The 22,721-nt window shown below is 41.0% G+C and carries 23 protein-coding genes; 18 read left to right on the forward strand and 5 right to left on the reverse strand.

The window, feature by feature from the left end:
* The first annotated feature begins 73 nt into the window (after nt 1-73).
* From C8270_RS06090 to C8270_RS06135, 10 genes are all read left to right on the forward strand, one after another.
* Nucleotides 74-1,717, forward strand: coding sequence for an ABC1 kinase family protein (locus tag C8270_RS06090; RefSeq protein ID WP_234028495.1), 1,644 nt, complete (start codon nt 74-76; stop codon nt 1,715-1,717).
* A gap of 12 nt (nt 1,718-1,729) precedes the next feature.
* Nucleotides 1,730-2,029, forward strand: a complete 300-nt coding sequence (locus tag C8270_RS06095) for a phasin family protein (protein WP_106495978.1) — start codon at nt 1,730-1,732, stop codon at nt 2,027-2,029.
* Between the two features lie 237 nt (nt 2,030-2,266).
* Nucleotides 2,267-2,839: a hypothetical protein gene (locus C8270_RS06100; protein ID WP_106495979.1), complete on the forward strand. Its 573-nt coding sequence runs from the start codon at nt 2,267-2,269 to the stop codon at nt 2,837-2,839.
* Between the two features lie 151 nt (nt 2,840-2,990).
* The gene (gene coxB, locus C8270_RS06105) at nt 2,991-3,677 is read left to right on the forward strand and encodes a cytochrome c oxidase subunit II (protein WP_106495980.1); all 687 of its coding nucleotides are present in this window, start codon (nt 2,991-2,993) and stop codon (nt 3,675-3,677) included.
* A 56-nt stretch (nt 3,678-3,733) separates the two neighbouring features.
* Nucleotides 3,734-5,623 (forward strand): cytochrome c oxidase subunit I, encoded by a 1,890-nt coding sequence (locus C8270_RS06110; protein WP_442785823.1) that lies wholly within the window; start codon nt 3,734-3,736, stop codon nt 5,621-5,623.
* The gene (locus tag C8270_RS06115) at nt 5,616-6,188 is read left to right on the forward strand and encodes a cytochrome c oxidase subunit 3 (RefSeq protein ID WP_106495982.1); all 573 of its coding nucleotides are present in this window, start codon (nt 5,616-5,618) and stop codon (nt 6,186-6,188) included. The genes C8270_RS06110 and C8270_RS06115 overlap by 8 nt, the downstream gene beginning before the upstream one ends.
* A gap of 600 nt (nt 6,189-6,788) precedes the next feature.
* Nucleotides 6,789-8,363, forward strand: a complete 1,575-nt coding sequence (locus C8270_RS06125) for an FMN-binding glutamate synthase family protein (protein ID WP_106495984.1) — start codon at nt 6,789-6,791, stop codon at nt 8,361-8,363.
* Nucleotides 8,364-8,479: 116 nt separating this feature from the next.
* Nucleotides 8,480-8,626, forward strand: coding sequence for a hypothetical protein (locus tag C8270_RS19785; RefSeq protein WP_158701613.1), 147 nt, complete (start codon nt 8,480-8,482; stop codon nt 8,624-8,626).
* A gap of 117 nt (nt 8,627-8,743) precedes the next feature.
* A complete protein-coding gene (locus C8270_RS06130) occupies nt 8,744-9,034 on the forward strand; it encodes a DUF5327 family protein (RefSeq protein ID WP_106495985.1) in 291 nt (96 codons plus the stop codon).
* Nucleotides 9,035-9,060: 26 nt separating this feature from the next.
* Nucleotides 9,061-9,429 (forward strand): DUF423 domain-containing protein, encoded by a 369-nt coding sequence (locus C8270_RS06135; protein ID WP_106495986.1) that lies wholly within the window; start codon nt 9,061-9,063, stop codon nt 9,427-9,429.
* Nucleotides 9,430-9,453: 24 nt separating this feature from the next.
* Here the strand turns inward: C8270_RS06135 and C8270_RS06140 are convergent, their stop codons facing one another.
* The 3 genes from C8270_RS06140 to hemQ form a co-directional block, all read right to left on the reverse strand.
* Entirely contained in the window at nt 9,454-9,705 is a 252-nt protein-coding gene (locus C8270_RS06140) for a hypothetical protein (RefSeq protein ID WP_106495987.1), read from the reverse strand.
* A 144-nt stretch (nt 9,706-9,849) separates the two neighbouring features.
* Nucleotides 9,850-10,284: a spore coat protein GerQ gene (gerQ, locus tag C8270_RS06145; protein ID WP_106495988.1), complete on the reverse strand. Its 435-nt coding sequence runs from the start codon at nt 10,282-10,284 to the stop codon at nt 9,850-9,852.
* Between the two features lie 356 nt (nt 10,285-10,640).
* Nucleotides 10,641-11,393, reverse strand: a complete 753-nt coding sequence (gene hemQ / locus C8270_RS06150; RefSeq protein WP_106495989.1) for a hydrogen peroxide-dependent heme synthase — start codon at nt 11,391-11,393, stop codon at nt 10,641-10,643.
* Between the two features lie 246 nt (nt 11,394-11,639).
* On the opposite strand from hemQ, the gene pta reads away from it, so the two are divergent.
* Nucleotides 11,640-12,611 carry a phosphate acetyltransferase gene (gene pta, locus C8270_RS06155; protein WP_106495990.1) on the forward strand — a complete coding sequence of 324 codons (972 nt, stop codon included), beginning with the start codon at nt 11,640-11,642 and terminating at the stop codon, nt 12,609-12,611.
* A gap of 112 nt (nt 12,612-12,723) precedes the next feature.
* The gene (locus C8270_RS19790; protein ID WP_158701614.1) at nt 12,724-13,605 is read left to right on the forward strand and encodes a hypothetical protein; all 882 of its coding nucleotides are present in this window, start codon (nt 12,724-12,726) and stop codon (nt 13,603-13,605) included.
* Between the two features lie 61 nt (nt 13,606-13,666).
* Here C8270_RS19790 and C8270_RS06165 read toward each other — a convergent pair whose 3' ends face one another.
* Nucleotides 13,667-14,518 (reverse strand): lipoate--protein ligase family protein, encoded by an 852-nt coding sequence (locus tag C8270_RS06165; RefSeq protein WP_106495992.1) that lies wholly within the window; start codon nt 14,516-14,518, stop codon nt 13,667-13,669.
* 100 nt (nt 14,519-14,618) lie between these two features.
* Between C8270_RS06165 and C8270_RS06170 the strand changes: the two genes are divergently transcribed.
* From C8270_RS06170 to C8270_RS06180, 3 genes are all read left to right on the forward strand, one after another.
* Nucleotides 14,619-15,935: an HD domain-containing protein gene (locus C8270_RS06170; protein ID WP_106495993.1), complete on the forward strand. Its 1,317-nt coding sequence runs from the start codon at nt 14,619-14,621 to the stop codon at nt 15,933-15,935.
* Nucleotides 15,925-16,434, forward strand: a complete 510-nt coding sequence (locus C8270_RS06175) for a YwgA family protein (RefSeq protein WP_106495994.1) — start codon at nt 15,925-15,927, stop codon at nt 16,432-16,434. The genes C8270_RS06170 and C8270_RS06175 overlap by 11 nt, the downstream gene beginning before the upstream one ends.
* A gap of 194 nt (nt 16,435-16,628) precedes the next feature.
* Nucleotides 16,629-17,156: a YwhD family protein gene (locus C8270_RS06180; protein ID WP_106495995.1), complete on the forward strand. Its 528-nt coding sequence runs from the start codon at nt 16,629-16,631 to the stop codon at nt 17,154-17,156.
* A gap of 201 nt (nt 17,157-17,357) precedes the next feature.
* Here C8270_RS06180 and C8270_RS06185 read toward each other — a convergent pair whose 3' ends face one another.
* Nucleotides 17,358-19,424, reverse strand: a complete 2,067-nt coding sequence (locus tag C8270_RS06185; protein ID WP_106495996.1) for a transglycosylase domain-containing protein — start codon at nt 19,422-19,424, stop codon at nt 17,358-17,360.
* A 270-nt stretch (nt 19,425-19,694) separates the two neighbouring features.
* On the opposite strand from C8270_RS06185, the gene C8270_RS19795 reads away from it, so the two are divergent.
* Genes C8270_RS19795 through argS form a run of 3 tightly spaced genes read left to right on the forward strand, consistent with a single transcriptional unit; the run spans nt 19,695 to nt 22,205 of the window.
* Complete coding sequence (locus C8270_RS19795) at nt 19,695-20,063, forward strand: hypothetical protein (protein WP_158701615.1); 369 nt, start codon at nt 19,695-19,697, stop codon at nt 20,061-20,063.
* Between the two features lie 37 nt (nt 20,064-20,100).
* Nucleotides 20,101-20,541 carry a DUF1934 domain-containing protein gene (locus C8270_RS06190; protein WP_106495997.1) on the forward strand — a complete coding sequence of 147 codons (441 nt, stop codon included), beginning with the start codon at nt 20,101-20,103 and terminating at the stop codon, nt 20,539-20,541.
* Nucleotides 20,538-22,205: an arginine--tRNA ligase gene (gene argS / locus C8270_RS06195; RefSeq protein ID WP_106495998.1), complete on the forward strand. Its 1,668-nt coding sequence runs from the start codon at nt 20,538-20,540 to the stop codon at nt 22,203-22,205. The genes C8270_RS06190 and argS overlap by 4 nt, the downstream gene beginning before the upstream one ends.
* Nucleotides 22,206-22,721: the final 516 nt, after the last annotated feature.

Raw genomic sequence — 22,721 nt, forward strand, 5'->3', positions numbered from 1 at the left:
ATAAACTAATAGTAACCTTGAAAATGTTTAGATTTGCTAGCATTACGGGAAAAGTGAGTTGAGGTGTTAATTCGTGCAAAGCTCATTAAAATATAATGTCTTCTATCGTTGTACGGTCATCGTTTGGATGGCATTGAAATTTATTTTTCAGTTATACATATTTCATCTGAGACACCGGGTATGGGATGAACAGACACGGCAAAAGTGGAACGATCTGTTAAGCAAAATGGCTAGTGAATATCGCGAGAAAGCTATTAGATTGGGTGGCGTATTAATTAAGGTGGGGCAGTTTTTAAGTACACGGGCTGATTTCATGCCGGAAGTGTTTATCCGCGAGTTAACTGGCCTTGTTGATCGTGTCCCACCAGCACCATTTTCCTATGCAAAAGGGGTAATGGAAAAAGAATGGGGCGGCAGTGTTGATGATCATTTATCAGAATTGCTAGAGAAGCCGATAGCATCTGCGTCAATTGGACAAGTCTATCAGGCGAAATTGAATGATGGAACACTTGTCGCTATCAAAGTACGACGTTACCGGGTAAAAGAAATTTTTCAAATTGACTTTAAAGCACTAAAAATTGTCTTTTGGTTGATCCGTATCTTAACATCGTTTGGAAAAAAGGCAAATTTACATGCACTGTACCGGGAATTGATTTTTGTGATGGAACGGGAGCTTGACTTTGAACAAGAATTAAACTTTGGTACGTATTTTAAGGAAAGATATACAGATTATCCGTCCATCCATATCCCAACGTATTATGAGGATTTATGCACCAATAAAGTTCTTGTAATGGAATGGATAAAGGGTGCAAAGATAACAGATACAGCTTACATGGCCGAGCATCATATAAGTACAAAACAAACAGCTAATATTTTATTTGATTTTTATTTTGATCAGTTTTTCAATCCAGGTTATTTCCATGCCGATCCACATGCTGGAAATGTGCTTCTGCAAGAGGATGGAACTATTGCAATTATCGATTTTGGTATGATTGGCGAAATCCGGCGGCAGGACACCCAACATTTTAAGCGGTTGGTTCAAGGGATAATTCTCGATGATTATGACAAAATATTAAAAACGCTGGACGAAATGCATTTTATTTTACCAAATGCTGACCGTGACAAGCTAATTAAGATGCTAAAACAGACAATAGACATGTATCAGAATGGTTCATTAAAACAAATGGATGCTCATACAATGGAACAATTAAAGGATGAAATACAAGTCTTTGTTAAGGAACAGCCGATCCAATTATCAGCTGATTATGCCTACTTGGGCAGAGCAATTTCCATTGTACTTGGTGTTTTGTTTGGTATTTACCCAGAAATTGACATTGGTAAATGGGCCAAACCAAAAATTAAGCAATGGTTTGGCGGCAAAGGTTTTATTGATTCCATTTATAAACAAATTGCCAAAGATGCAGCAAAGCCGATTCTCTCCTTCCCTAATGCACTGTTAAATTGGCTGGAAAGTGGAGAAAAAGACAGGAAGTGGCAAAAGGAGAAGCAACATACACAGTTAATGCATCATTTTTATTTACTTCTCGAAATAATTAGTTTTATGATGATAATAGGTGGTGTGATAACAGGAATTGTTGCAAGCCGTCTTGGTATGCCAACTGTTAACATAGGAAGTATTGCTGTTACGATTATCTTTTTTGTTGTGTTGAATATTTTCTTCATTAAGCATTATCGTTTGATCCAATCAACTAAATAGGGAGGTTTCAAAATGGGTGACTTATTGAGAAAGGGATTTTTATTAGGATTAGGTGCAGCAGTAAGCGGTAAGGAAAAGTTGGAGAGCAAGCTGAAGGAACTAGTGGATAAAAATGAATTAACACAGGAACAAGCGCGGACCGTATTGCGAAATTTCGTTGATAAGGGTGAAATGAAAAAAGACGAATGGAGCGATAAGCAATACGAACAAACACAGCAGATGGTGAAGGATCTAGGTATCGCTACCAAAGAGGATATCGATGCCTTACGTGCACGGATCAAGGAACTAGAGGAAAAAGTGAATTTAGAGTAAGAAGCGTAAGAAGCAAAAGCGAAAAGTGCCAATGAGGCGCTTTTCGCTTTTTTAGTTTTGGTCTTTTTGTAACGTTCTATCTGGAACATCGGCATCGGAGCGAAAGCATCGTCCCGAGCGCGAGGAACATCGGCGCGAGAACGAAAATATCGTCCGGAGCGCGAGGAGCATCGGCGGGAGAGCAGGGAACATCGGCGGGAAAACAGGAAACATCGGCGGGAAAGCAGAAAAATCGGCGTGAGAGGAGAAACATCGGCGGGAAAGCAGAAATATCGGCGCGAGAGGAGAAACATCGGCGCGAGAGGAGAAACATCGGCGCCAAAGCAGGAACATCGGCGCCAAAGCAGAAACATCGGCGCCAAAGCAGGGAACATCGGCGCCAAAGCAGAAACATCGGCGCCAAAGCAGGGAACATCGGCGCCAAAGCAGGGAACATCGGCGCGAGAGGAGAAACATCGGCGGGAAAGCAGAAATATCGGCGCCAAAGCAGAAACATCGGCGCCAAAGCAGGAACATCGGCGCCAAAGCAGAAACATCGGCGCCAAAGCAGGAAACATCGGCGGGAAAGCAGAAATATCGGCGCCAAAGCAGGAACATCGGCGGGAAAGCAGGAACATCGGCGCCAAAGCAGGAAACATCGGCGGGAAAGCAGGAACAACGTCGCCAAAGCAGGAACATCGGCGCAAAAGCAGAAACATCGGCGGGAAAGCAGGAACATCGGCGGGAAAGCAGGAACATCGGCGGGAAAGCAGAAATATCGGCGCCAAAGCAGGGAACATCGTCTGGAATCACATCTTATATCTATTATGAAAAAACAACAACCTTTTAGAAACCGCCTTTCGTTTTCAGTATGAGGTTTGATCTCTCCCATGTTTAGAAAACGACTTTGCTGGGAATCGCAACATTAGTTATTCATTCGAGTAGCATATGTCACCATACGTTAAAAAGGTTGCTGGTACTAATGAAACGTTTACTTTTACTGCCTATTTTTCTATTGCTGGCAGGATGTAACATAACGACATTGAATCCCAAAAGTGATACGGCCAGTGAGCAATCATTTTTAATTTGGTTTAGTTTTGGATTAATGATGATTGTTGTGGTTGTCGTTTTTGTGTTGTTTATTCGATTCTTTATGAAATACCGCTACACAGAAGCTAAAAAGGATTTCTTACCACAGGATGTGCATGGAAATCTGAAATTGGAAATCACATGGACTGTTTTACCAATTCTATTGCTTATCATTCTAGCTGTACCGACAATTGCGATTACATATGATCAATCGCCAGGGCCAAAATCAAGCGAACAGCAAGAACATATTGATGTTTACGTAACAGCACAGCAGTATTTATGGACGTTTAAACATGAGAATGGCAAAGAGGATAGGAATAAATTAGTGCTACCAGCAGGAAAGCCGGTTGTCTTCCACTTAAAGTCCAAGGATGTGATTCATTCGTTTTGGGTACCTGCCTTAGGTGGCAAAGTGGATGTACTGCCTGGCAAAGAATTGACGTATCAAATTAACAATCCACAAAAAGGTTCGTATGAGGGCAAATGTGCGGAATACTGTGGTATCGGACATGGAGATATGCGGTTTGATGCAGAAGTAGTAGCGATGGATGTTTATCAACAATATCTTGCGCGTGAATGATTCGTGTCGAAAGGGTGAGGGCGTTGAATTTTTCGCTTTTTGGGAAAGCAATTTATATGCCAACAGATGTGCTGGCTGCCTGGATTTTTACTGTGATAGCTGGATTGGCTCTTGTATTTTTGGTGGTAAAGAACAAAAAGCTAGGCATCATTTGGGAGTATATTAGAACTACAAATCACCGTAAAATTGGAACATTATATATTCTGTTTGGTGTCGTCTTTTTCCTTCGAGCAGGAATCGATGCTTTGCTCATTCGCACGCAATTAGCTTTTCCGAACAATGACTTTTGGGTATTTCAACATGAAAAGTACAGTGAGTTATTCACAACCCATGGCACGATGATGATCTTTTTTGCTGCGATGCCTTTGTTGTTAGGGTTAATGAATGTTGTTGTTCCATTGCAAATTGGTGCTAAAGATTTAGCATTTCCTTTTTTAAATGCAGTTGGATTTTGGCTATTTTTGTTTGGTGCTATATTCTTCAACATTGGGTTCTTTTTTAATACGACACCAGATGTAGGGTGGACTGGTTATGCACCACTATCAACTTCCGAGTATACTCCTGATGCAGGGACAGACTATTATGTTTTTGGTGTGCAGATTTCTGGGCTGGGCACTATTTTTACGGCACTTAATATGATCATTACCATTATCAGACATCGTGCACCTGGGATGAAATTAACGCGGATGCCACTTTTTCCTTGGGCAGCATTAATTACTTCGTTTTTAATGGTGGTAGCTTTTACTGTGTTAGCAATCGCATTGTACTTGTTAATGTTTGATCGTCTATTTGGTGCGAGCATATTTTCCGGAGATGAAGGGAATCCGGTTTACTGGCAGCATTTGTTTTGGGTTTTTGGTCATCCGGAAGTATATATTATTGCACTACCAGCGTTTGGCATTTTCTCTGACATTATCACGACGTTTTCCAGGAAGCGTATTTTTGGCTATCCAGCAATGGTTATTTCGCTATCCTTGATTGGGTTTTTAGGTTTTATGGTTTGGGCACACCATATGTTCACAGTTGGTTTAGGTCCAATGGCAAATACATTTTTCGCGATTACATCGATGCTGATTGCAATTCCAACTGGTATTAAAATTTTTAACTGGTTGTTTACGATACGGGGTGGTGTGATCAGAGTAACAACGCCAATGTTATTTGCTTTAGGATTTATTCCATCATTTGTAATGGGTGGTGTTACTGGGGTGATGCTTAGTGTCTCAGCAGCAGATTTCCAGTTCCATGATTCCTATTTCGTTGTCGCGCATTTTCATTATGTCATTATTGCCTCAACCATTTTAGGGATTTTTGGTGGCCTTTATTATTGGTATCCAAAGATTACTGGTTATCAGCTAGATGAAAAGTTGGGTAAATGGCATTTTTGGTTGTTTATCATTGGGTTTCATTTAACATTTTTCCCGATGCATATTTCCGGGTTAGAAGGTATGCCACGCCGTGTTTATACGTATGGAGCAAATGATGGTGTCTCCGGATTGAATTTTACAAGTACGATTGGCGCCTTTTTAATGGGAATGAGTATGTTGTTTGTGATATGGAATGTGTATAAGACACATACAAAAGGAAAAAAAGCTGGCAATGATCCATGGAATGGCCGGACATTAGAGTGGACCGTCCCATCCCCATCTACGGAGGATACTTTTGAACCAATGCCGATTGTTGACCAACTAGATCCATATTGGTATGCCAAAGTGGAAAATAGGTCATTACGTACGACGACAGACACACGCCCTGCTCCAATATCTGTATCTACAATCATACCGATAACAATGTCATTTTCCGTATTTATTATATGTCTTGGCTTGACGTATTCGTGGTATGTTCTTGCTGTAGCTGGTGGTATTGCTGTTCTAAGTTTATTTGTAATTCGGTCATTAACGGATGAGCGGCAGGCATATTATGGAGAGGGGGAGAAGGTCGATGAATGAATATGAAGCAGCCTTATTTAAGGATAAACAAATTGGCTTTTTTATTTACCTTGGTGTGGAGGCAATCATGTTCGCAACATTATTTGTTACGTATATCATTTTCACCCCGGCATCGATTGGACCAAAGCCGACAGAGCTATCTGAGGTGAAAAGCGTGATCTTATCTTCCTTTTTCCTGTTATCGAGTAGTGGAACATTGATGGTTGCTGAAAAAGGAATGGCAAATCGTCAGTATAAAAAATTATTAGGCTGGCTTGGGATTACTTGTTTATTTGCATTGATTTTCTTAGGGATAGAGGTTCATGAATTCTCAACGTATTTGCAGGAAGGTTACGGGATGAGCGCCAACGTGTTTATGAGTTCTTTCTATGTACTTGTGGGGCTTCATGCAGCACATGTTGGGTTCGGAATTGGCTGGATGGGGACCTTATTCATTCAATTTAAGAAAAAGATCCCGCAATCACTATTTATCGAGAAACAAAAAATTTTCTCCTACTATTGGCATTTTGTTGACGTTGTCTGGGTATTTATTATTATATTCGTTTATTTGCCTTATTTAAGGTAGAATGGAAATATTGGGAATAGTGAACTAGATTAATAACTTCGGGGTGCTTCCGAAAGATTGTTGTTTTATACAATAGATAGAAACGGCGACGTCATGAAAATTATTGTTTGTGACGCTTCCTCTCCCTCTAACGTGGGTTGAGTGGTTGAACCCGAGCGAGCACGAGAAAACATCGTCCCGAATGCGAGAATATCGGCACCAGGGAGAAAACATCGCCCCGAATGCGAGAACATCGGCGCCAGGGAGAAAACATCGTCCCGAATGCGAGAATATCGGCTTCAGGGAGAAAACATCGCCCCGAATGCGAGAACATCGGCACCAGGGAGAAAACATCGTCCCGAATGCGAGAACATCGGCGCCAGGGAGAAAACATCGTCCCGAGCGAAGAAACATCGGCGCCAGGGAGAAAACATCGTCCCGAGCGAAGAAACATCGGCGCCAGGGAGAAAACATCGTCCCGAATGCGAGAATATCGGCACCAGGGAGAAAACATCAACCCGATCAATATTACAGTGGGAGAGCAACTTCTTTGTTATGTCGCATTTTCTATCAACTACAAAATTAAAAAACAACAAACATTACAAAAAGGGGGATGATTGTATGGCGACGGGGTTGTTAATTACATTAATCGTCATTATTGGAATTTTAATTGTAGTACCATTACTAATTTTTTTACGTATTTATGTATCAGACCAGAAGCAGAAGGAGCATTCCATTTTACGGAATTACCCAGTGTTAGGTAAAGTTCGGTATATTGCGGAAAAGGCAGGGCCGGAATTTCGTCAATATCTTTTCAATAACAATAACGAAGGAAAACCGTTTAATCGGCGTGAATTTGAGTATGTCTATAAGTCAGCCAAATATAATAGCCGGATGATTGGGTATGGATCGGAACGTGATTTTGCCGAAGAAGGTCTGTACATTGTGAATAAAATGTTTCCGAGTCAGCGTGAGGAAATGAAAATTGACCAGCAGCCAAAGATTAAAACAAGGCTTTATTCGATCGACAATGAGAAGCTTCTCAGTCGTAAGGAACACCATGAGGAAGGTATTCTTAATCCATTCTATCTAACGGATGATGAAGCTATTATTCTAGGAAAAGATACTGTTAAAAAACCGTTTAAGCTAAAAGGAATAATCGGTCAATCGGCAATGAGCTTTGGTTCATTAGGAGATCATGCGATAACTGCGCTTTCCAAAGGATTAGGTATGGCCGGTGGTACATGGATGAACACTGGAGAAGGGAGTATCTCACCATACCATCAAAAAGGTGATGTGGATATTATGATGCAAATAAGTCCTGGTTTGTTTGGTGTGCGTACCAAAGATGGAGAGTTTTCTTGGGAGGCTTTTAAAAATAGAAGTGAAATCGAGCAGGTTAAAGCATTTGAATTAAAATTAGCGCAAGGTGCCAAAACACGTGGTGGCCATGTTGAAGGAAGTAAGGTAACCGAAGAAATTGCTGAAATCCGTAAAGTAGAACCAGGTGTAACCATTAACAGTCCAAATCGGTTCCGTGAGTTCGATGATGCTAAAGGGTTGTTGGAGTTTCTCGATAAAATGCGTGACATTGGTGGGAAACCAGTTGGAACAAAGATTGTTGTTGGGGATGAACAGCAGGTAGAAAGTTATGTTCAAGCGATGAAGGAAACAGGCATTGTTCCTGATTTTATTACGGTTGACGGTGGAAACGGTGGAACGGGAGCATCTTATTATGAATTAGCTGAATCGGTTGGATTGCCAACGTTTGCTGCATTGCCACTTGTTGATGATATGCTGAAAAAATATGGACTTAGAGATCAAACGGCCATTATTGCCTCCGGAAAATTGATTACTCCGGATAAAATTGCGATGGCACTTGCCTTAGGTGCGGACTTAATTAATATTGCTCGTGGCTTCATGCTTAGTGTCGGATGTATTATGGCACAAGTTTGTCATACAAATAACTGTCCTGTTGGTGTTGCAACAACGGATCCTAATTTGCAAAACGCGCTAAGCATTGAGGAGAAAAAGTATCGTGTATGCAATTACTTAATTGCTCTTCGCGAGGGTGTATTTGATATGGCCGCTGTTGCTGGTTTGGATAGTCCGACTAAATTTAACCGTGAACATATCATTTATAAGGACCGTTTCAATCGGGCAAATAAGGTAATGAGTTATTCACATACAAGCTAGCGAATATTATTTGTCAATTTTGGATATTTACAATTTACTGTTGATTATTGGTCCCATTAACTGTACAATATAAGGTAGAAAATTATCGTTCTCGTTAATTGGGGGGATATAGCGTAGTGGAGAGCTTTTTAACTGTATTAGAAGATACGAAAGAGAAGCTTGGCAGGCAATTGCAAACAAATGAAATAGAATTTTTGCAATGGGTTTATGATCGCTATAGGGAAGATGAGCAACAGAAGGAGCAAAATATATGTATATCGTGAAACGGTTATAAAAAGCCTTGGGAAACCAGGGCTTTTTAGTTTGCTATAAACGCGTTTGTTCCACTATACAAGGATCCCGTGTTATACTTAAGCGAGTTCGATTAAAGGAGCGGTTTTATGGCGGTAACAACGAATACTGTGATCCAAAAAATGATGAAGGAAGTACAGGAATTAAATAAACAACAAATGAATCAGCAAGTGATGATGCAACATGTTGCTAATGTGAAGCTGTTATGTGAGCTGCTATTGGATGAAGAAGGTCCATCGGTTACAACTAGTAGTGACATATCGGCGCGTGAAATGAAGGCAATGATGGGCACTTCCACTCATCCATCAGTTAGAACGCAATCGGATCATGAGACGATCGATCATGACGAAGCGAATGGTAAATCAATTTTTGACTTTTAAAGATACATACAAGGGAGGGAATAAAGATGAAGTTATTTTTATTGCTTGGTGCAATAAATGGCTTTCTCGCAGTAGCATTAGGAGCCTTTGGGGCACATGGCTTAGAAGGGAAATTATCAGAAAAGGCATTAACAACGTGGGATAAAGCGGTAACCTATCAAATGTTTCATACAGTGGCATTGCTTTTCACAGGATTATTAATAGCGAAGATTCAAACTGGCGGTATGATGTGGGCAGGTTGGTTATTCTTCATTGGTATTCTACTATTTTCCGGAAGTCTTTATATCTATTCGACGACAGGAATTAAAACGTTTGCGATGATCACCCCACTTGGTGGCGTAGCGTTTTTGATCGGCTGGGTTTTATTGGGATATGCTATGGTGAAACATCTATAAGTTAGTCTAGAACACTCATAATTTCTAGAGGTGGGTAATCAAATAGGTTGTAAAAATAAATAATAAGACCGCCTGTAACATGTGTTTTCCTGCTCGGTTTGTTTGATGTGTTTGCCATTCGACAATTGCACCGCTAAGCAGGCTTAGGGCAATTAGGTATAATGCCAGGATAATGATGAATAGGAACCCTTTTATTAAGGCAAACACCCCAACTAATGCAGCGATGAGAATGGCAATTAGTTCTAATCGAATGAATTTTTCAGATGGATGTCGCATATGATACTCCCCTTTTGGGTGAACAGAGAGGATGACGCATGTGGAACAAATACAGTTCCATATGGTCATCCTATTTTGTTGTATTGAAAGACAAATGGTTGCGGATTACCGATTACGAAAATTTATTGGTTACATATACGGCGGTTATCTTGAAGGATAAGTAGACATTTGACCATATGGATAGGAATAATTGATTTCCTCATTAAATGTAATGTAATCAAGGTATACCATCAATAACAAGTAACGTTTATTCGTTTGTGGGTCCCTTAAAATAATGTGATCTCGACCGGCAGCTTCGACGACACCCTTAAATACCTTTTCTTGATTGTTTTCGAATGTCATGTATACATTAGCAAGTTTTCCCTCATTTAGTCGTAAAATATTTTCAATATACGATTGCTCTGCCGGCAGCTGGCTTGGTGTTACGGGTGGTTGCTGGACCTGTTGTTGTGGATATTGTTGTCGGTAGTCGTATACGGGATAGTAGGCTTGTGACGTTTGTGGGTAATAGTAATAAGGATATGCTTGGTATGCTGCGTTTCCATATGCCTGATTGGTAGTATCTTTTTTCTCGCTCATAACAAAACCTCCTAAAATAAAGTAGTAACGAAAATCTGGGGGTTAAGGTGGGATAAAGTAATCGACTGAATAGCCAATTACATTACATTTGACCTCGGTAGGCATCACAGCCATAACGTACACCCCATTTCTGTATATCTCTATGCTGGGCCTTTTACTGATGTGTATGAAATTTGCAGTCGATGTATGACAAAATAAAAGTATTGGGGACTTGTAGAGAAAGGTTATGCGGAAAAGGGACAGAACATCTTATTTGTATGTAGTGGCTCTGCAAGAAAAAGGCGTGCCTTGAACAAGTAAGAGTGAACATTGCCCATTAAAAAAGCCTTCTGCACATTGTACAGAAAGCTTTCAAATTATACTTGTAAAAAGGCTGCAACGTCTTCTTTTGGCAAATGGTTTCCAACAAAGAATTCGCCAAATTCACCGTAACGTGCACTAACTTCATCAAACCGCATTTCGTAAACGATTTTCTTCAATTCAACAGCATCATGGGCAAACAGTGTCACGCCCCATTCCCAGTCATCAAAACCAAAAGAACCGGTAATAACCTGTTTTACTTTCCCGGAATACTTGCGACCTGTTTTACTATGTTCATATAACAATTTTGCGCGTTTATCAAACTCAAGGGAGTACCAGTTATCTTCTCCTTGTCTGCGTTTGTCCATTGGGTAAAAACACATATGCTCCCATTTTGGCAAAATTGGTTTGAGTCGCTCCTGAATTTTTGGAAATGACTCTAGATCCGCCCCGCCTTTTGGTTCGGAATACTTGGAAAGTTCGACAACCGATACATAAGAATAGGACGGTCTTAGGTATTCAGCAAATTTTGATTTATTAAATTCAGTTTCTAGTTCATTTAGTTCAACCATTGTAGGACGTAGAAACATGAACATTATGTCCGCTTTTTGCCCAATAACTGTATATAGCACATGACTACCATTTTTTTCCTCTTCAACATTTTCCCATTTTGTTAACAATTGCTTGAACTCATGGATAGCTGCTTGTCTTTCTTCACTAGATGCCATTTTCCATGATGTCCAATCAATGCTTCGAAGGTCATGTAAACAATACCAGCCATCCATTGTTTCAACTGCTGCTTCGGCCATTCTATATCTCTCCTTTTGTTACAGTAAATAGTATTTGATGTTTTTACTATATCACAATTGGGGGACAATAATCATGGAGAAGGATCCAAGCTTTAGTCGCAAACGCTAGTGGGAGAGCGGTACTTTGCTTAATTGTGAAAAGTTAGTGTCAATACGATTGATCTGGATTCTATTTTTGAACTGTCTTTCTTTCATTAGAAATTGTAATCAATTATTATTTTAAGTAGTAGGGAAGGAGGTTTCAAGATGAGTAATCTATTTGAAACGCTAGAAAAACAAGTAACCAGTACGAATAAACAAATCGTTTTTCCTGAAGGCACGGATGAGCGAATTTTAAAAGCAGCAAGTAAACTTGGAACAGCGGGGATTTTAACACCGATTCTATTAGGTGACAGGGATCGTGTCGAACAGACGGCTGATGAAATTGGTGTCGATTTGACTTCGTGTAAATTAATCGATCCAGCAGCATTTGCTGAATTTGATCGGATGGTTGAAATATTTGTTGAACGTCGGAAAGGAAAAGTCACGCCAGAGGATGCCCGCAAAATTCTACTTGATGAAAATTACTTTGGTACGATGCTTGTCTATATGAACCAGGCGGATGGGTTAGTAAGTGGTGCTACACATTCGACAGCTGACACCGTCCGACCAGCATTGCAAATTATAAAAACAAAAGAAGGCATCCAGAAGACATCTGGCGTCTTTATTATGGTGCGTGATGAGGAAAAGTATGTTTTTGCTGATTGTGCGATTAATATAGCCCCAGATAGTCAGGATCTTGCAGAAATCGCAGTAGAAAGCGCAGAAACGGGAAAATTGTTCGACGTTGAACCACGAGTAGCAATGTTGAGTTTTTCCACAAAAGGCTCTGCTAAATCGGATGAAACAGAAAAAGTTGTCGAAGCAGTAAAATTGGCAAAAGAAAAAAATGGGCAACTGCTAATTGATGGTGAATTCCAATTTGATGCTGCATTTGTGCCTAGTGTTGCCAAGAAAAAGGCACCAGATTCTGTATTGGGTGGAAATGCCAATGTGTTTATTTTCCCAAGCTTGGAGGCAGGAAATATCGGTTATAAAATCGCACAGCGCCTCGGCGGCTTTGAAGCGGTTGGTCCGATTTTACAAGGGTTAAATCAACCAGTAAATGATTTATCACGGGGCTGCAGTAGTGATGATGTTTATAAATTGGCGTTAATTACCGCTGCCCAGGCGGAATAAGGTTATTCGGGAAGACGATCAGAGAAAGTGAGTTATTACAAAATGAAAAAGCTTGCCAACGCGATGTTGCAAGCTTTTTTGTTGATCGTTAGCGGGGTGGGATTGCTTTGGGATGGGTGGGAAACATCGACCCGAATCGCGAGAACATCGGCGCGAGAGCGGAAACATCGACCCGAATCGCGAGAACATCAACCCGAGCACGGAAACATCAACCCGAATCGCGAAACATCAACCCGAGAGCGGAAACATCAGCCCGAATCGCGAAACATCGTCCCGAGAGCGGAAACATCGGCCGGAGAGCGGAAACATCGGCCCGAATCGTGAAACATCAGCCCGAACGAGGAAACATCGACCCGAGCACGGAAACATCGGCCGGAGAGCGGGAATATCAGCCCGAATCGGGAGAACATCGGCCCGAGCGCGGAAACATCGGCCGGAGAGCGGGAATATCAGCCCGAATCGGAAACATCGTCCCGAGAGCGGAAACATCGGCCCGAGCGCGAGAACATCGTCCCGAGCGCGGAAACATCAGCCCGAGCGCGGAAACATCAGCCCGAGCGCGGAAACATCGGCCCGAGAGCGGGAACATCAACCCGAATCGCGAAACATCAGCCCGAGCATGGAAACATCGGCCGGAGAGCGGGAATATCAGCCCGAATCGCGAAACATCGTCCCGAGCACGGAAACATCGGCCGGAGAGCGGGAATATCAGCCCGAATCGCGAAACATCGTCCCGAGAGCGGGAACATCGGCCCGAGCGCGAGAACATCGTCCCGAGAGCGGAAACATCGGCCGGAGAGCGGGAATATCAGCCCGAATCGCGAAACATCAACCCGAACGAGGAAACATCGACCCGAATCGCGAAACATCAACCCGAACGAGGAAACATCAGCCCGAATCGCGAAACATCAACCCGAACGAGGAAACATCAACCCGAATCGCGAGAACATCGTCCCGAGAGCGGAAACATCAGCCGGAACAGTGTGCAGTGTAGTGAGCAAATGAATGATCACCGCACACGTATCGTCCAAATCCTGAAAAACATCGCCAAGTATTCACTCCATGTCAATAATTCCCTCATTCCGTTTCCGCATCTGCTGCAAACGGGTTTGGAATGTGGCCAGTTCACGGTCTGAAAAAACTGTGGCAACCACTTCATTACCTAATTCTTCTAAGGTAGAGTGGACCCGCTTTTTCATTTCCTCCATCGTCAATTCCATATTTAGTAACTCTGACAGAGAAGCCATTGTTGCTGGATCAACTTCTGGATATGTAAATTTTGTTTCGCCATCCTGAATACTAACGTCATAAAACTCCCGTATTAGTGCTGCGCGCGCACTCCCACTACCTTCCACATCTAGGTAAATTTGAATAGCTGCACCATCTTTGATGCGGCGCTGGGAAATTCCGGCAAATTTTCGCCCGTTGATACTTAAATCATAATCACCTGGACAGTAGGAGCCGACGATTTCATATGCTTCGATTTTGTTAGTCAGATCACGTAACATGTATTGAACGAAGCTGACCATTGCTTCGTAGCATTCATGAATCGTAATATGTTTCACACCTGGCAATACAAGCGATATATTTAAAACTCCCTCATCTAAAGCTACGGCAAGCCCACCAGAGTTTCGAACGACTGTCTGATATCCGTGATCGTGAAGCAGGTGGATCCCCTCCTCAATAAAAGGCAAGCGTGCGTCTGGGATGCCGAGCACAACTGTATTAGGATGGACCCATAACCTTACTGAAGGCGGGGAATCTCCTTCACTGACAGACGTGGCCAATGCATCATCAATCGCAAATGATGTCATTGCGGAAACTGGCACATCGTTGAAATAGTTGTCGTTAGATTGATCAATATAGCGGAATGTCGTATGATGAACAATTTCTTTCCAAGTTTTCATTATGTTCTCCTTCATTAAATTCCTATGTACCTCTTTTTAACTTTGACTATCTATTATATAATAAAACAAAACTGTCGAAAAGAAACGGGTTGTTTTTTAAATGGCATATAAAAATGAACAATTAGAAGAGGAAAAAGTTTTTAAAGATCCAGTACATAGATATGTCCATGTTAAAGATTTAGTAATATGGGACTTGATTGCGACACCTGAATTTCAACGTTTGCGGCGTATCAAACAACTGGGGACAACCAATTTAACCTTTCATGGTGCAGAACATAGCCGGTTTAACCATTCATTAGGTGTTTATGAAATTGTCCGGCGAATCATTTATAATTTTAAAGATCGGCCTCATTGGAACAACAACGAGCGCTTGTTATGCCTTTGTGCAGCACTGTTGCACGACTTGGGTCATGGGCCGTTTTCTCATTCATTTGAAAAAGTATTTAAACTTGATCATGAATATTTTACCCAACAAATTTTACTTGGCGATACGCATGTGCATACGATTTTGGAGCGTGTGGAAGCGGGATTCTCTCAAAAGGTAGCCGATGTCATTGCCAAAACATATGAAGATAAATTAGTTGTCAGCCTGATTTCTAGTCAGATTGATGCTGACCGGATGGACTATTTGCAGCGTGATGCCTATTTTACCGGGGTTAGTTACGGCCATTTTGACATGGAGCGGATCCTACGGGTGATGCGCCCGATTGATGATCAGGTTGTGATTAAATCTAGTGGGATGCATGCGGTGGAAGATTATATTATGAGCCGGTATCAAATGTATTGGCAAGTCTATTTTCACCCAGTCACAAGAAGTGCGGAAGTTATTTTGTCAAAAATTCTACACCGTGCGAAGTATTTGTTTGAGCATAATTATACATTTAAGTTAGAACCAACACATTTTGTTTCCTTTTTTAATGAAAAAGTAGATTTGCAGGAATATGTAAAACTCGATGAAGCGATCGTTTTCTATTATTTTCAGCTTTGGCAGGAGGAAGATGACGATATTTTGCGCGATTTGTGCGAGCGATTTATGAACCGTCGCTTGTTTAAGTATGTGGAATTCAATCCGAATCTGCAAATGAATGAATGGATGGAGCTATACCGTTTATTTCAAGGCGTCGGGATTGATCCAGAATATTATCTTGTTGTTGATTCGTCGTCGGATTTGCCATACGATTTTTATCGTCCCGGTGAGGAAGAGGAACGGTTGCCAATTCATTTGCTAATGCCGAATAACGAGCTTAGGGAACTATCAAGAGAATCTGATATTGTTGAGTCTATTTCTGGGAAAAAACGAACGGATCACAAGTTATATTTTCCCGCTGATTTGTTGAACAAGCTTACTGATGGTGATGTGAAGAAACGAATGTTTGAACTTTTATATGGTGAAGGAGCGGAAAACCATGTTGACTAATCATGCTAAATTAATGCAATTTTTCTCGGTTGCAAAGGAAGTTATAGGGCGGAAAAAGCTGCAGAAAATGATCTATATTTTACAGAAAAATCATGTCCCATTTGAGGAAAAATATCAATTTCACTTTTATGGGCCATATTCGGAAGAGCTCTCACTAAGGGTAGAAGAGTTGACGAATCTCGGCTTTATTACGGAAGAAAAAGAGGATAAAAGCAGTTATTATCAATACAATTATAAAATTACTGGTGATGGGAAAGAGTTTTTAAACCAATTTGCCTTGGACATGCCGGATTTTACGAAAAAAGTGGACATGCTTAAATCAAAGAGCTCGCGTTTTCTTGAGCTTGTTTCGACGATGTTGTTTTTCGATGATTTAACCAAATCCGAAGTTGTTGAGAAAGTTCATGTTGTCAAACCAAAACAGAAGTATTCGGATGAGGAGATTAGGGAAGCTTGGTTGTTTATCGATGCATTAAATGAAACTTCGCCTGTGTCATAGTAATATACCCATGTTTAGGTGCTATAAGGTGAGCAGTATCATTAGGGAATGTCGTCTTTCCATGTTTGGCAGCGACTTTTTATGTTCGATCATCAATTCTCTGTATTGAACTAGGGCACAGTAGCGATTGGATGAAATTGACTTCTAAATTATGCTACAATGAAAAGCAATAGCAAAAATAGGAGGGTCCTTGAATGAGTTCAGATCAATCTGCTAATCAAAAGAAAAGTAATCCATTTACGATAATAAAAGACGATCCACTTGATGGCGATAAAGGTTATGGCGCTGGATCGATTAGTCTTGAAAATATGTCACCAGTAATTGTTGATCCGAATGAAGATCAAGCGTTTGTTGATATGGGTGCTATGCATGCGCGGAGTGAGGTGGAACGCCGTGTGAAATTCTTGCCTGATAAAGACGCAGTTCCGAATGGCAAATTGTATTGGATTGTTTGGGTAACGGTTGAAAAAGGGGAAAATGGTCCTTATTTTTCCGGCGTATGTGGTAGTGAAATCCGGGTTGATCGTTCCATTAAACGAGCATACAAATCCATGCCTGAGCATGTGACACATATGGAAAAGTCATTAAAAGGGAAAGTTATCATCGAGCATATGGATGAGCATTCCAAGCACTTGTTAAAAGACTTTCTTGTCGATTTTAACGGTGGTGAAATGTGGAAAAACTCGGGCGATGAATTGAAGCAAGCACTACCAGAATCATGAACAATTTGTGAACGAATCATGAACAATTGCTTAAATTCTTGTACTTTGCGATAGAAATTTGTAAAATATGTGTACATGGGCTTACACATGTATTACTAGGACAAAAAAGAAGCTGACTCAACCAGTGGGACGGACCTCGCTGTGTGTGTCAGCTTCTTTATTTCTTTTATAGTGGTTTGGAGCCACTACTTTTTTATTTGCCTAAAACAGCATCTCGAATAATTCTTTCAATATACCGTCTTTCTCCTCGGTATCATTCTGTTTCTTTTTATCCTTTTTCTTTACCTTATGTTTTTCATCTTCCGGTAAATGAGTAGAACAATAATCCTTTGGTTCGGTTCCTTTTTTAAAATACATTACCCGACGATGTGGACAATAAGACGTTGCACGTGATCCAGATTCGGGGTCAATGGTAACACCGACAACTCCGCTTGGAACATCGAACTTATTGTTAGGTACATCTTCATGGGCTGCTTCCATGAATCTCGCCCAGACATTTTTGGCGTAAGACACTTCAGCGACTTTTTCCACTTGGCGGTTGTCGTCATACCCTGTCCAAATACCGGTTACAAGGTCAGGACTATACCCAATCATCCAGCTGTCAGAATTGGTAGTTCCAGATTTCCCAGCATATGTATGTGTGAGTTGATCCACGATCGTGGACCCTGTTACAGCCATATATCCATTTAATGAACGATCAAACATCCCCGTCAATAATTGCGTTAAAATGAATGTCCGCTGCGGGTCTAATATCTGATCACCAGTCACATTTTCACGTTCATATACTACTTTTCCCTTTCGATCGATGATTTTTTCAATGGTATGACCAGTAATTTCTTGACCGCCATTCGCTAACATGCCGTATCCTGTCACCATTTCTTTAACGGATACAGATGCTGTTCCTAATGCGAGCGAAGGGACAGATGGTAATTTGCTATTAATCCCAAATGTACGAGCTGTGTCGATTAATTTCCCAACCCCGAGAAAAAGATTGGTTTTCACTGCATATACGTTGTCAGACAGCGCTAACGCTTGTGCTAGTGTAATTGGTTCATTGGCATAATAACCGTTGAAATTACTTGGTTGATAGACATCTCCATCCTCTAATTTGAATACAGTTGGCTTACTCATCAGCATTGTCGTCGGGGTATAGCCGTTTTCCAATGCTGCATAATATAAAAATGGTTTGAATGTAGACCCTGGCATCCGTCTTGCTTGGATGGCGCGGTTGAATTTACTTGTTTGATAGTCACGGCCACCAACCAGTGCTTGAATTCCACCTGTAGACGGGTCCATTGCGATTGCACCAACTTCCATCTTGCTGTTGTCTTGAAAAACAGATGTAATTTTTGCTTCAAGCTGTTTTTGCCGTTTAAGATCCAAAGTTGTGTAAATCTGGTAGCCGCCGGAACGGATTTGCTCCTCATCAAGTTGTAAAATAGTTGCCGCATCCTGTAAAACAGTATCCTGAAAATATGGTGCTGTCCGATCCTCTTTTTGTTTTTCTGGTTCTGCAAATGCTAATTTTTCCCTTGTAGCCAAAAAATAAGTTTCTTGATCAATTACGTCTTTTTCCAAAAGTAATCCGAGGATCCACTTCTGCCGTTCTTTGGCATTTTCCATATTGTTAAAGGGCGAATAATAGGTGGGTCCTTTCGGGATTGCAGCAAGCATGGAGGCTTCGGCAAGGGACAATTCATCTGCTGATTTGTTGAAAAAATACCTACTGGCAGCTTCCACACCATACGCGCCATGTCCATAGTAAATCGTATTTAAATAGCCCTCCAAAATTTCATCCTTTGAATAAAACATTTCCAAGCGCACTGTATAAAAAGCTTCCTGCAGTTTACGTGTCCATGTCTTATCAAATGATAAATAGAGATTACGGGCATACTGCTGTGTAAGGGTACTGGCACCTTCTTTTAACGACATACTTTTCAGATCCGTCCAAAGTGCACCAGCAATGCGTGGAATGTCAAAACCGTTATGGTCATAAAAATGTTGATCCTCGGCAAGTAATGTTGCTTTAACGAGTTGGTCTGACATATCATCTAAATCAACCCAATAGCGACTTTCATTCCCGCTTTCTTCACCGATCACCTGATTGTCGTTGCTATAATAGATTGTATTTTGATCGGTTGTAAGTTTGGGCGGACCGAGTAGAAAGCTAACCAAATAAACACCAGCCACAAACGTGACGGTCAGCAACACCAATCCAATCGATATTTTCCATAAAAGGCGCTTTTTTATCTTTTTCCAACTCATCATTATTAGCTCCAATTTTCATGTTGTAGTGCGTGTTCAAAAAGTTGCCAAATTAGAAGCAAGAAAGTCGAGACGGCGTAGATTTGAGCCCCAGAGTGTACATAAATAGGTACATGAGGAGGGGAAAAACAAGCCAACGAAGAGATTTGCCGCTTATTATTTGGTGACTTTTTGAACAACCTCTTGTATGCATTTTTTACCATTATGGGAAAAGATAAACAGATATAAACACAGCCCAAAGAAAAATATTGGTAATGTAAAAACGCCCCTCCTATGAGTGGGCGTTTTTACATCAACCCGAGAACGAAAACATCAACCCGAGAACGAAAACATCAACCCGAGAACGAAAACATCAACCCGAGAACGAAAACATCAACCCGAGAACGAAAACATCAACCCGAGAACGAAAACATCAACCCGAGAACGAAAACATCAACCCGAGAACGAAAACATCAACCCGAGAACGAAAACATCAACCCGAGAACGAAAACATCAACCCGAGAACGAAAACATCAACCCGAGAACGAAAACATCGGCGCGAGAACGAAAACATCGGCGCGAGAACGAAAACATCAGCCCGAGCAGGAAAATCTGCTCTCCATACACCTTTATATTGAAATCGGCACCCATTTATCGCTATAATAAGTAAATATCCGATTTTTAATGCAGGAGCGATTTTATGGATGCACAACAAACCCGAGTTGCGATTGAACTTCAGATGACCATTGAAGATAATGGGCAGATCGAGCAGACAACAACAAACGCAACTGGACTTTTATATAACCGCAACAATATGAATGTATTAACATATGATGAACACCAAGAAAATAGCGACCCAATCAAAAATTTAGTGACCATACAACCGGAAAAGGTGAGCATTAAACGGACGGGGCCGGTTCAGATGCATCAGCAATTTCGCTTGAACCAAACCTCTGAGAATGTTTTCCAACACCCGCATGGTAATATACATATGGAAACAGAAACAGAGAAAATAGATTACAACCCGCTAACCGCTACCAATCAGGGGCATTTAGCGATAACGTATACGGTGAGTCTAAATGGACAGGACGCGCGCAAGCATCAATTAACAATGGTTATGAAAGAGGAGGAAGCCCAATGAATGTATTAGCCCAAACAGAAGAAACGTTAAAACAGGAAATTGCAGAAGCAGTCATAAAGGCGGAACTAGCAACTAAAGAAGAACTGCCGCAAATAATTTTGGAGAAGCCGAAAGACAAGTCCCATGGTGATTTTGCCTCAAATATTGCGATGCAGCTTGCACGAATTGCGAAAAAGGCACCACGGCAAATTGCGGAAGACATTGTGGCAAACCTGGATCAGACAAAAGCAGCAATTGAAAAAGTAGAAATTGCTGGGCCTGGATTCATCAACTTTTTTACCAAAAATGATTTTCTAAGTGAGCTTATCCCGACAATATTAGCAGCTAAAGATAATTACGGGAAAACGGATGCCGGACAGGGAGAGAAAATCCAAGTTGAATTTGTATCGGTGAATCCAACGGGTGATTTACATCTGGGCCATGCGCGCGGAGCAGCATTTGGTGATGTGCTTTGCAATGTATTGGATACAGCAGGCTACAGTGTTGAGCGGGAATATTATATGAATGACGCTGGTAAACAAATTGACAACCTAGCATTATCGGTTGAAGCGCGTTATTTGCAAGCTTTGAATATGGATGCTGAGATGCCGGAGGATGGTTATCGCGGGAAAGATATTATTGAAATCGGGGAAAAACTTGCTGAAGAATATGGCGATAAATGGGCAAACACAGATAAAGCAGAACGTCTGGACTTTTTTAAGGAATATGGTTTGGAATATGAAATGGGTAAAATAAAAAAAGACTTAGCTGACTTTCGTGTCTATTTTGACAGCTGGTTTTCTGAGCGATCTTTATATAAAGAAGACAAAATTACAGATGCATTAAATACGTTGGAGCAAGGCGATTATATTTATGAAAAAGATGGGGCAACATGGTTCCGCTCAACGGACTTTGGTGATGATAAAGATCGTGTGTTGACTAAACAGGATGGAAATTATACGTATCTAACTCCGGATATCGCTTACCATCAAAATAAACTAGAACGTGGCTTTGATAAAATTGTGAATGTGTGGGGTGCTGACCATCACGGCTATATTCCGCGGATGCGTGCAGCGATTCAAGCGCTTGGCTATGACAAAGATAAGTTAGATGTCAAGATCATTCAAATGGTTAACTTATTTGAAAACGGCGAAAAACTGCGCATGAGTAAACGGACAGGTAATGCTGTTGCGCTGCGTGAATTAATGGACGAAGTTGGTGTTGATGCCGTACGTTATTTCTTTGTCACTCGTTCAAATGATTCACAGCTTGACTTTGATTTAAATTTGGCACGTTCACAGTCCAATGATAACCCTGTTTATTATGTCCAGTATGCACATGCACGGATTTGTACTATGTTAAAACAGGCTGAAGAAAAAGGTTTGTCTGCTGAGGGCTATGACGCGATTTTGTTAACGGCTGAAAAGGAAATGGACCTATTGAAAAAATTAGGTGCGTTTCCACAAACAATTGCTGATGCTGCAGCAAAGGCAACACCACATAAGGTGACACAATATATCTTTGACCTGGCTTCATTATTGCATAGCTTTTACAATGCCGAAAAAGTGTTAGATCCGGAAAACCCAGAACGCACAAAGGCACGCATCGCACTAATGAAAGCCGTCCGCATTACCATTGCCAACGGTCTGAAAATAATTGGTGTAACCGCACCGGAAAAAATGTAAACATGTCTCCCTATCCTTTATTAAGGTGGGGAGACATTTCTTTTGGCTTTTTTAAATAAAGGCTGTTTTTTACACAATAGATATAAAATGAGACATAGTGTTTTATTGATTGGTGCCTCACTCCTACCACTCCGAAATTTGAACTTGCCTGTATAGCTAGGTTGCAACTTACCTGTGTCAGATTGGGAAAAGCGAAGTGTATTTCCGTAGCGGCAATCAGTGCACAGTTTCTAACCACCACCAAATTAAAAATCAACAAACATTACAAAAAAGAGCCTTATTTAAAAAGAATCTCAAAAAGCCAGCAAATGATAATTAGTACATCCCCCTTGTTAACACAATCCACATTACCTTGATTCCACCCATTTATTTGAATATGCTCTTTAAAAAAATGACAATTGTAAAAAAATATGTTGACTGAATGATCATTCACATTTAAAGTAGTAGTATAACCTTTTTAAAGGAGACATAAGGCGTTTAATTTTCCGAAAAATGCAATCGCTGTCATTTTCGGCT

The sequence above is a fragment of the Lentibacillus sp. Marseille-P4043 genome, from assembly GCF_900258515.1.
Taxonomy (GTDB): Bacteria; Bacillota; Bacilli; order Bacillales; family Amphibacillaceae; genus Lentibacillus_C.

What these genes read in the sequence shown, in the direction of transcription:
- C8270_RS06125 (WP_106495984.1), top strand. Translation starts at nt 6,789, where the DNA reads ATGGCGACGGGGTTGTTAATTACATTAATCGTCATTATTGGAATTTTA.
- C8270_RS06095 (WP_106495978.1), top strand. Translation starts at nt 1,730, where the DNA reads ATGGGTGACTTATTGAGAAAGGGATTTTTATTAGGATTAGGTGCAGCA.
- gerQ (WP_106495988.1), bottom strand. Translation starts at nt 10,284, where the DNA reads ATGAGCGAGAAAAAAGATACTACCAATCAGGCATATGGAAACGCAGCA.
- C8270_RS06170 (WP_106495993.1), top strand. Translation starts at nt 14,619, where the DNA reads ATGGCATATAAAAATGAACAATTAGAAGAGGAAAAAGTTTTTAAAGAT.
- C8270_RS06140 (WP_106495987.1), bottom strand. Translation starts at nt 9,705, where the DNA reads ATGCGACATCCATCTGAAAAATTCATTCGATTAGAACTAATTGCCATT.
- C8270_RS06185 (WP_106495996.1), bottom strand. Translation starts at nt 19,424, where the DNA reads ATGATGAGTTGGAAAAAGATAAAAAAGCGCCTTTTATGGAAAATATCG.
- C8270_RS06110 (WP_442785823.1), top strand. Translation starts at nt 3,734, where the DNA reads ATGCCAACAGATGTGCTGGCTGCCTGGATTTTTACTGTGATAGCTGGA.
- C8270_RS06190 (WP_106495997.1), top strand. Translation starts at nt 20,101, where the DNA reads ATGGATGCACAACAAACCCGAGTTGCGATTGAACTTCAGATGACCATT.
- C8270_RS06115 (WP_106495982.1), top strand. Translation starts at nt 5,616, where the DNA reads ATGAATGAATATGAAGCAGCCTTATTTAAGGATAAACAAATTGGCTTT.
- argS (WP_106495998.1), top strand. Translation starts at nt 20,538, where the DNA reads ATGAATGTATTAGCCCAAACAGAAGAAACGTTAAAACAGGAAATTGCA.
- C8270_RS06130 (WP_106495985.1), top strand. Translation starts at nt 8,744, where the DNA reads ATGGCGGTAACAACGAATACTGTGATCCAAAAAATGATGAAGGAAGTA.
- C8270_RS06165 (WP_106495992.1), bottom strand. Translation starts at nt 14,518, where the DNA reads ATGAAAACTTGGAAAGAAATTGTTCATCATACGACATTCCGCTATATT.
- C8270_RS06175 (WP_106495994.1), top strand. Translation starts at nt 15,925, where the DNA reads ATGTTGACTAATCATGCTAAATTAATGCAATTTTTCTCGGTTGCAAAG.
- C8270_RS06135 (WP_106495986.1), top strand. Translation starts at nt 9,061, where the DNA reads ATGAAGTTATTTTTATTGCTTGGTGCAATAAATGGCTTTCTCGCAGTA.
- pta (WP_106495990.1), top strand. Translation starts at nt 11,640, where the DNA reads ATGAGTAATCTATTTGAAACGCTAGAAAAACAAGTAACCAGTACGAAT.
- coxB (WP_106495980.1), top strand. Translation starts at nt 2,991, where the DNA reads ATGAAACGTTTACTTTTACTGCCTATTTTTCTATTGCTGGCAGGATGT.
- C8270_RS06180 (WP_106495995.1), top strand. Translation starts at nt 16,629, where the DNA reads ATGAGTTCAGATCAATCTGCTAATCAAAAGAAAAGTAATCCATTTACG.
- C8270_RS19790 (WP_158701614.1), top strand. Translation starts at nt 12,724, where the DNA reads ATGGGTGGGAAACATCGACCCGAATCGCGAGAACATCGGCGCGAGAGC.
- hemQ (WP_106495989.1), bottom strand. Translation starts at nt 11,393, where the DNA reads ATGGCCGAAGCAGCAGTTGAAACAATGGATGGCTGGTATTGTTTACAT.
- C8270_RS19795 (WP_158701615.1), top strand. Translation starts at nt 19,695, where the DNA reads ATGAGTGGGCGTTTTTACATCAACCCGAGAACGAAAACATCAACCCGA.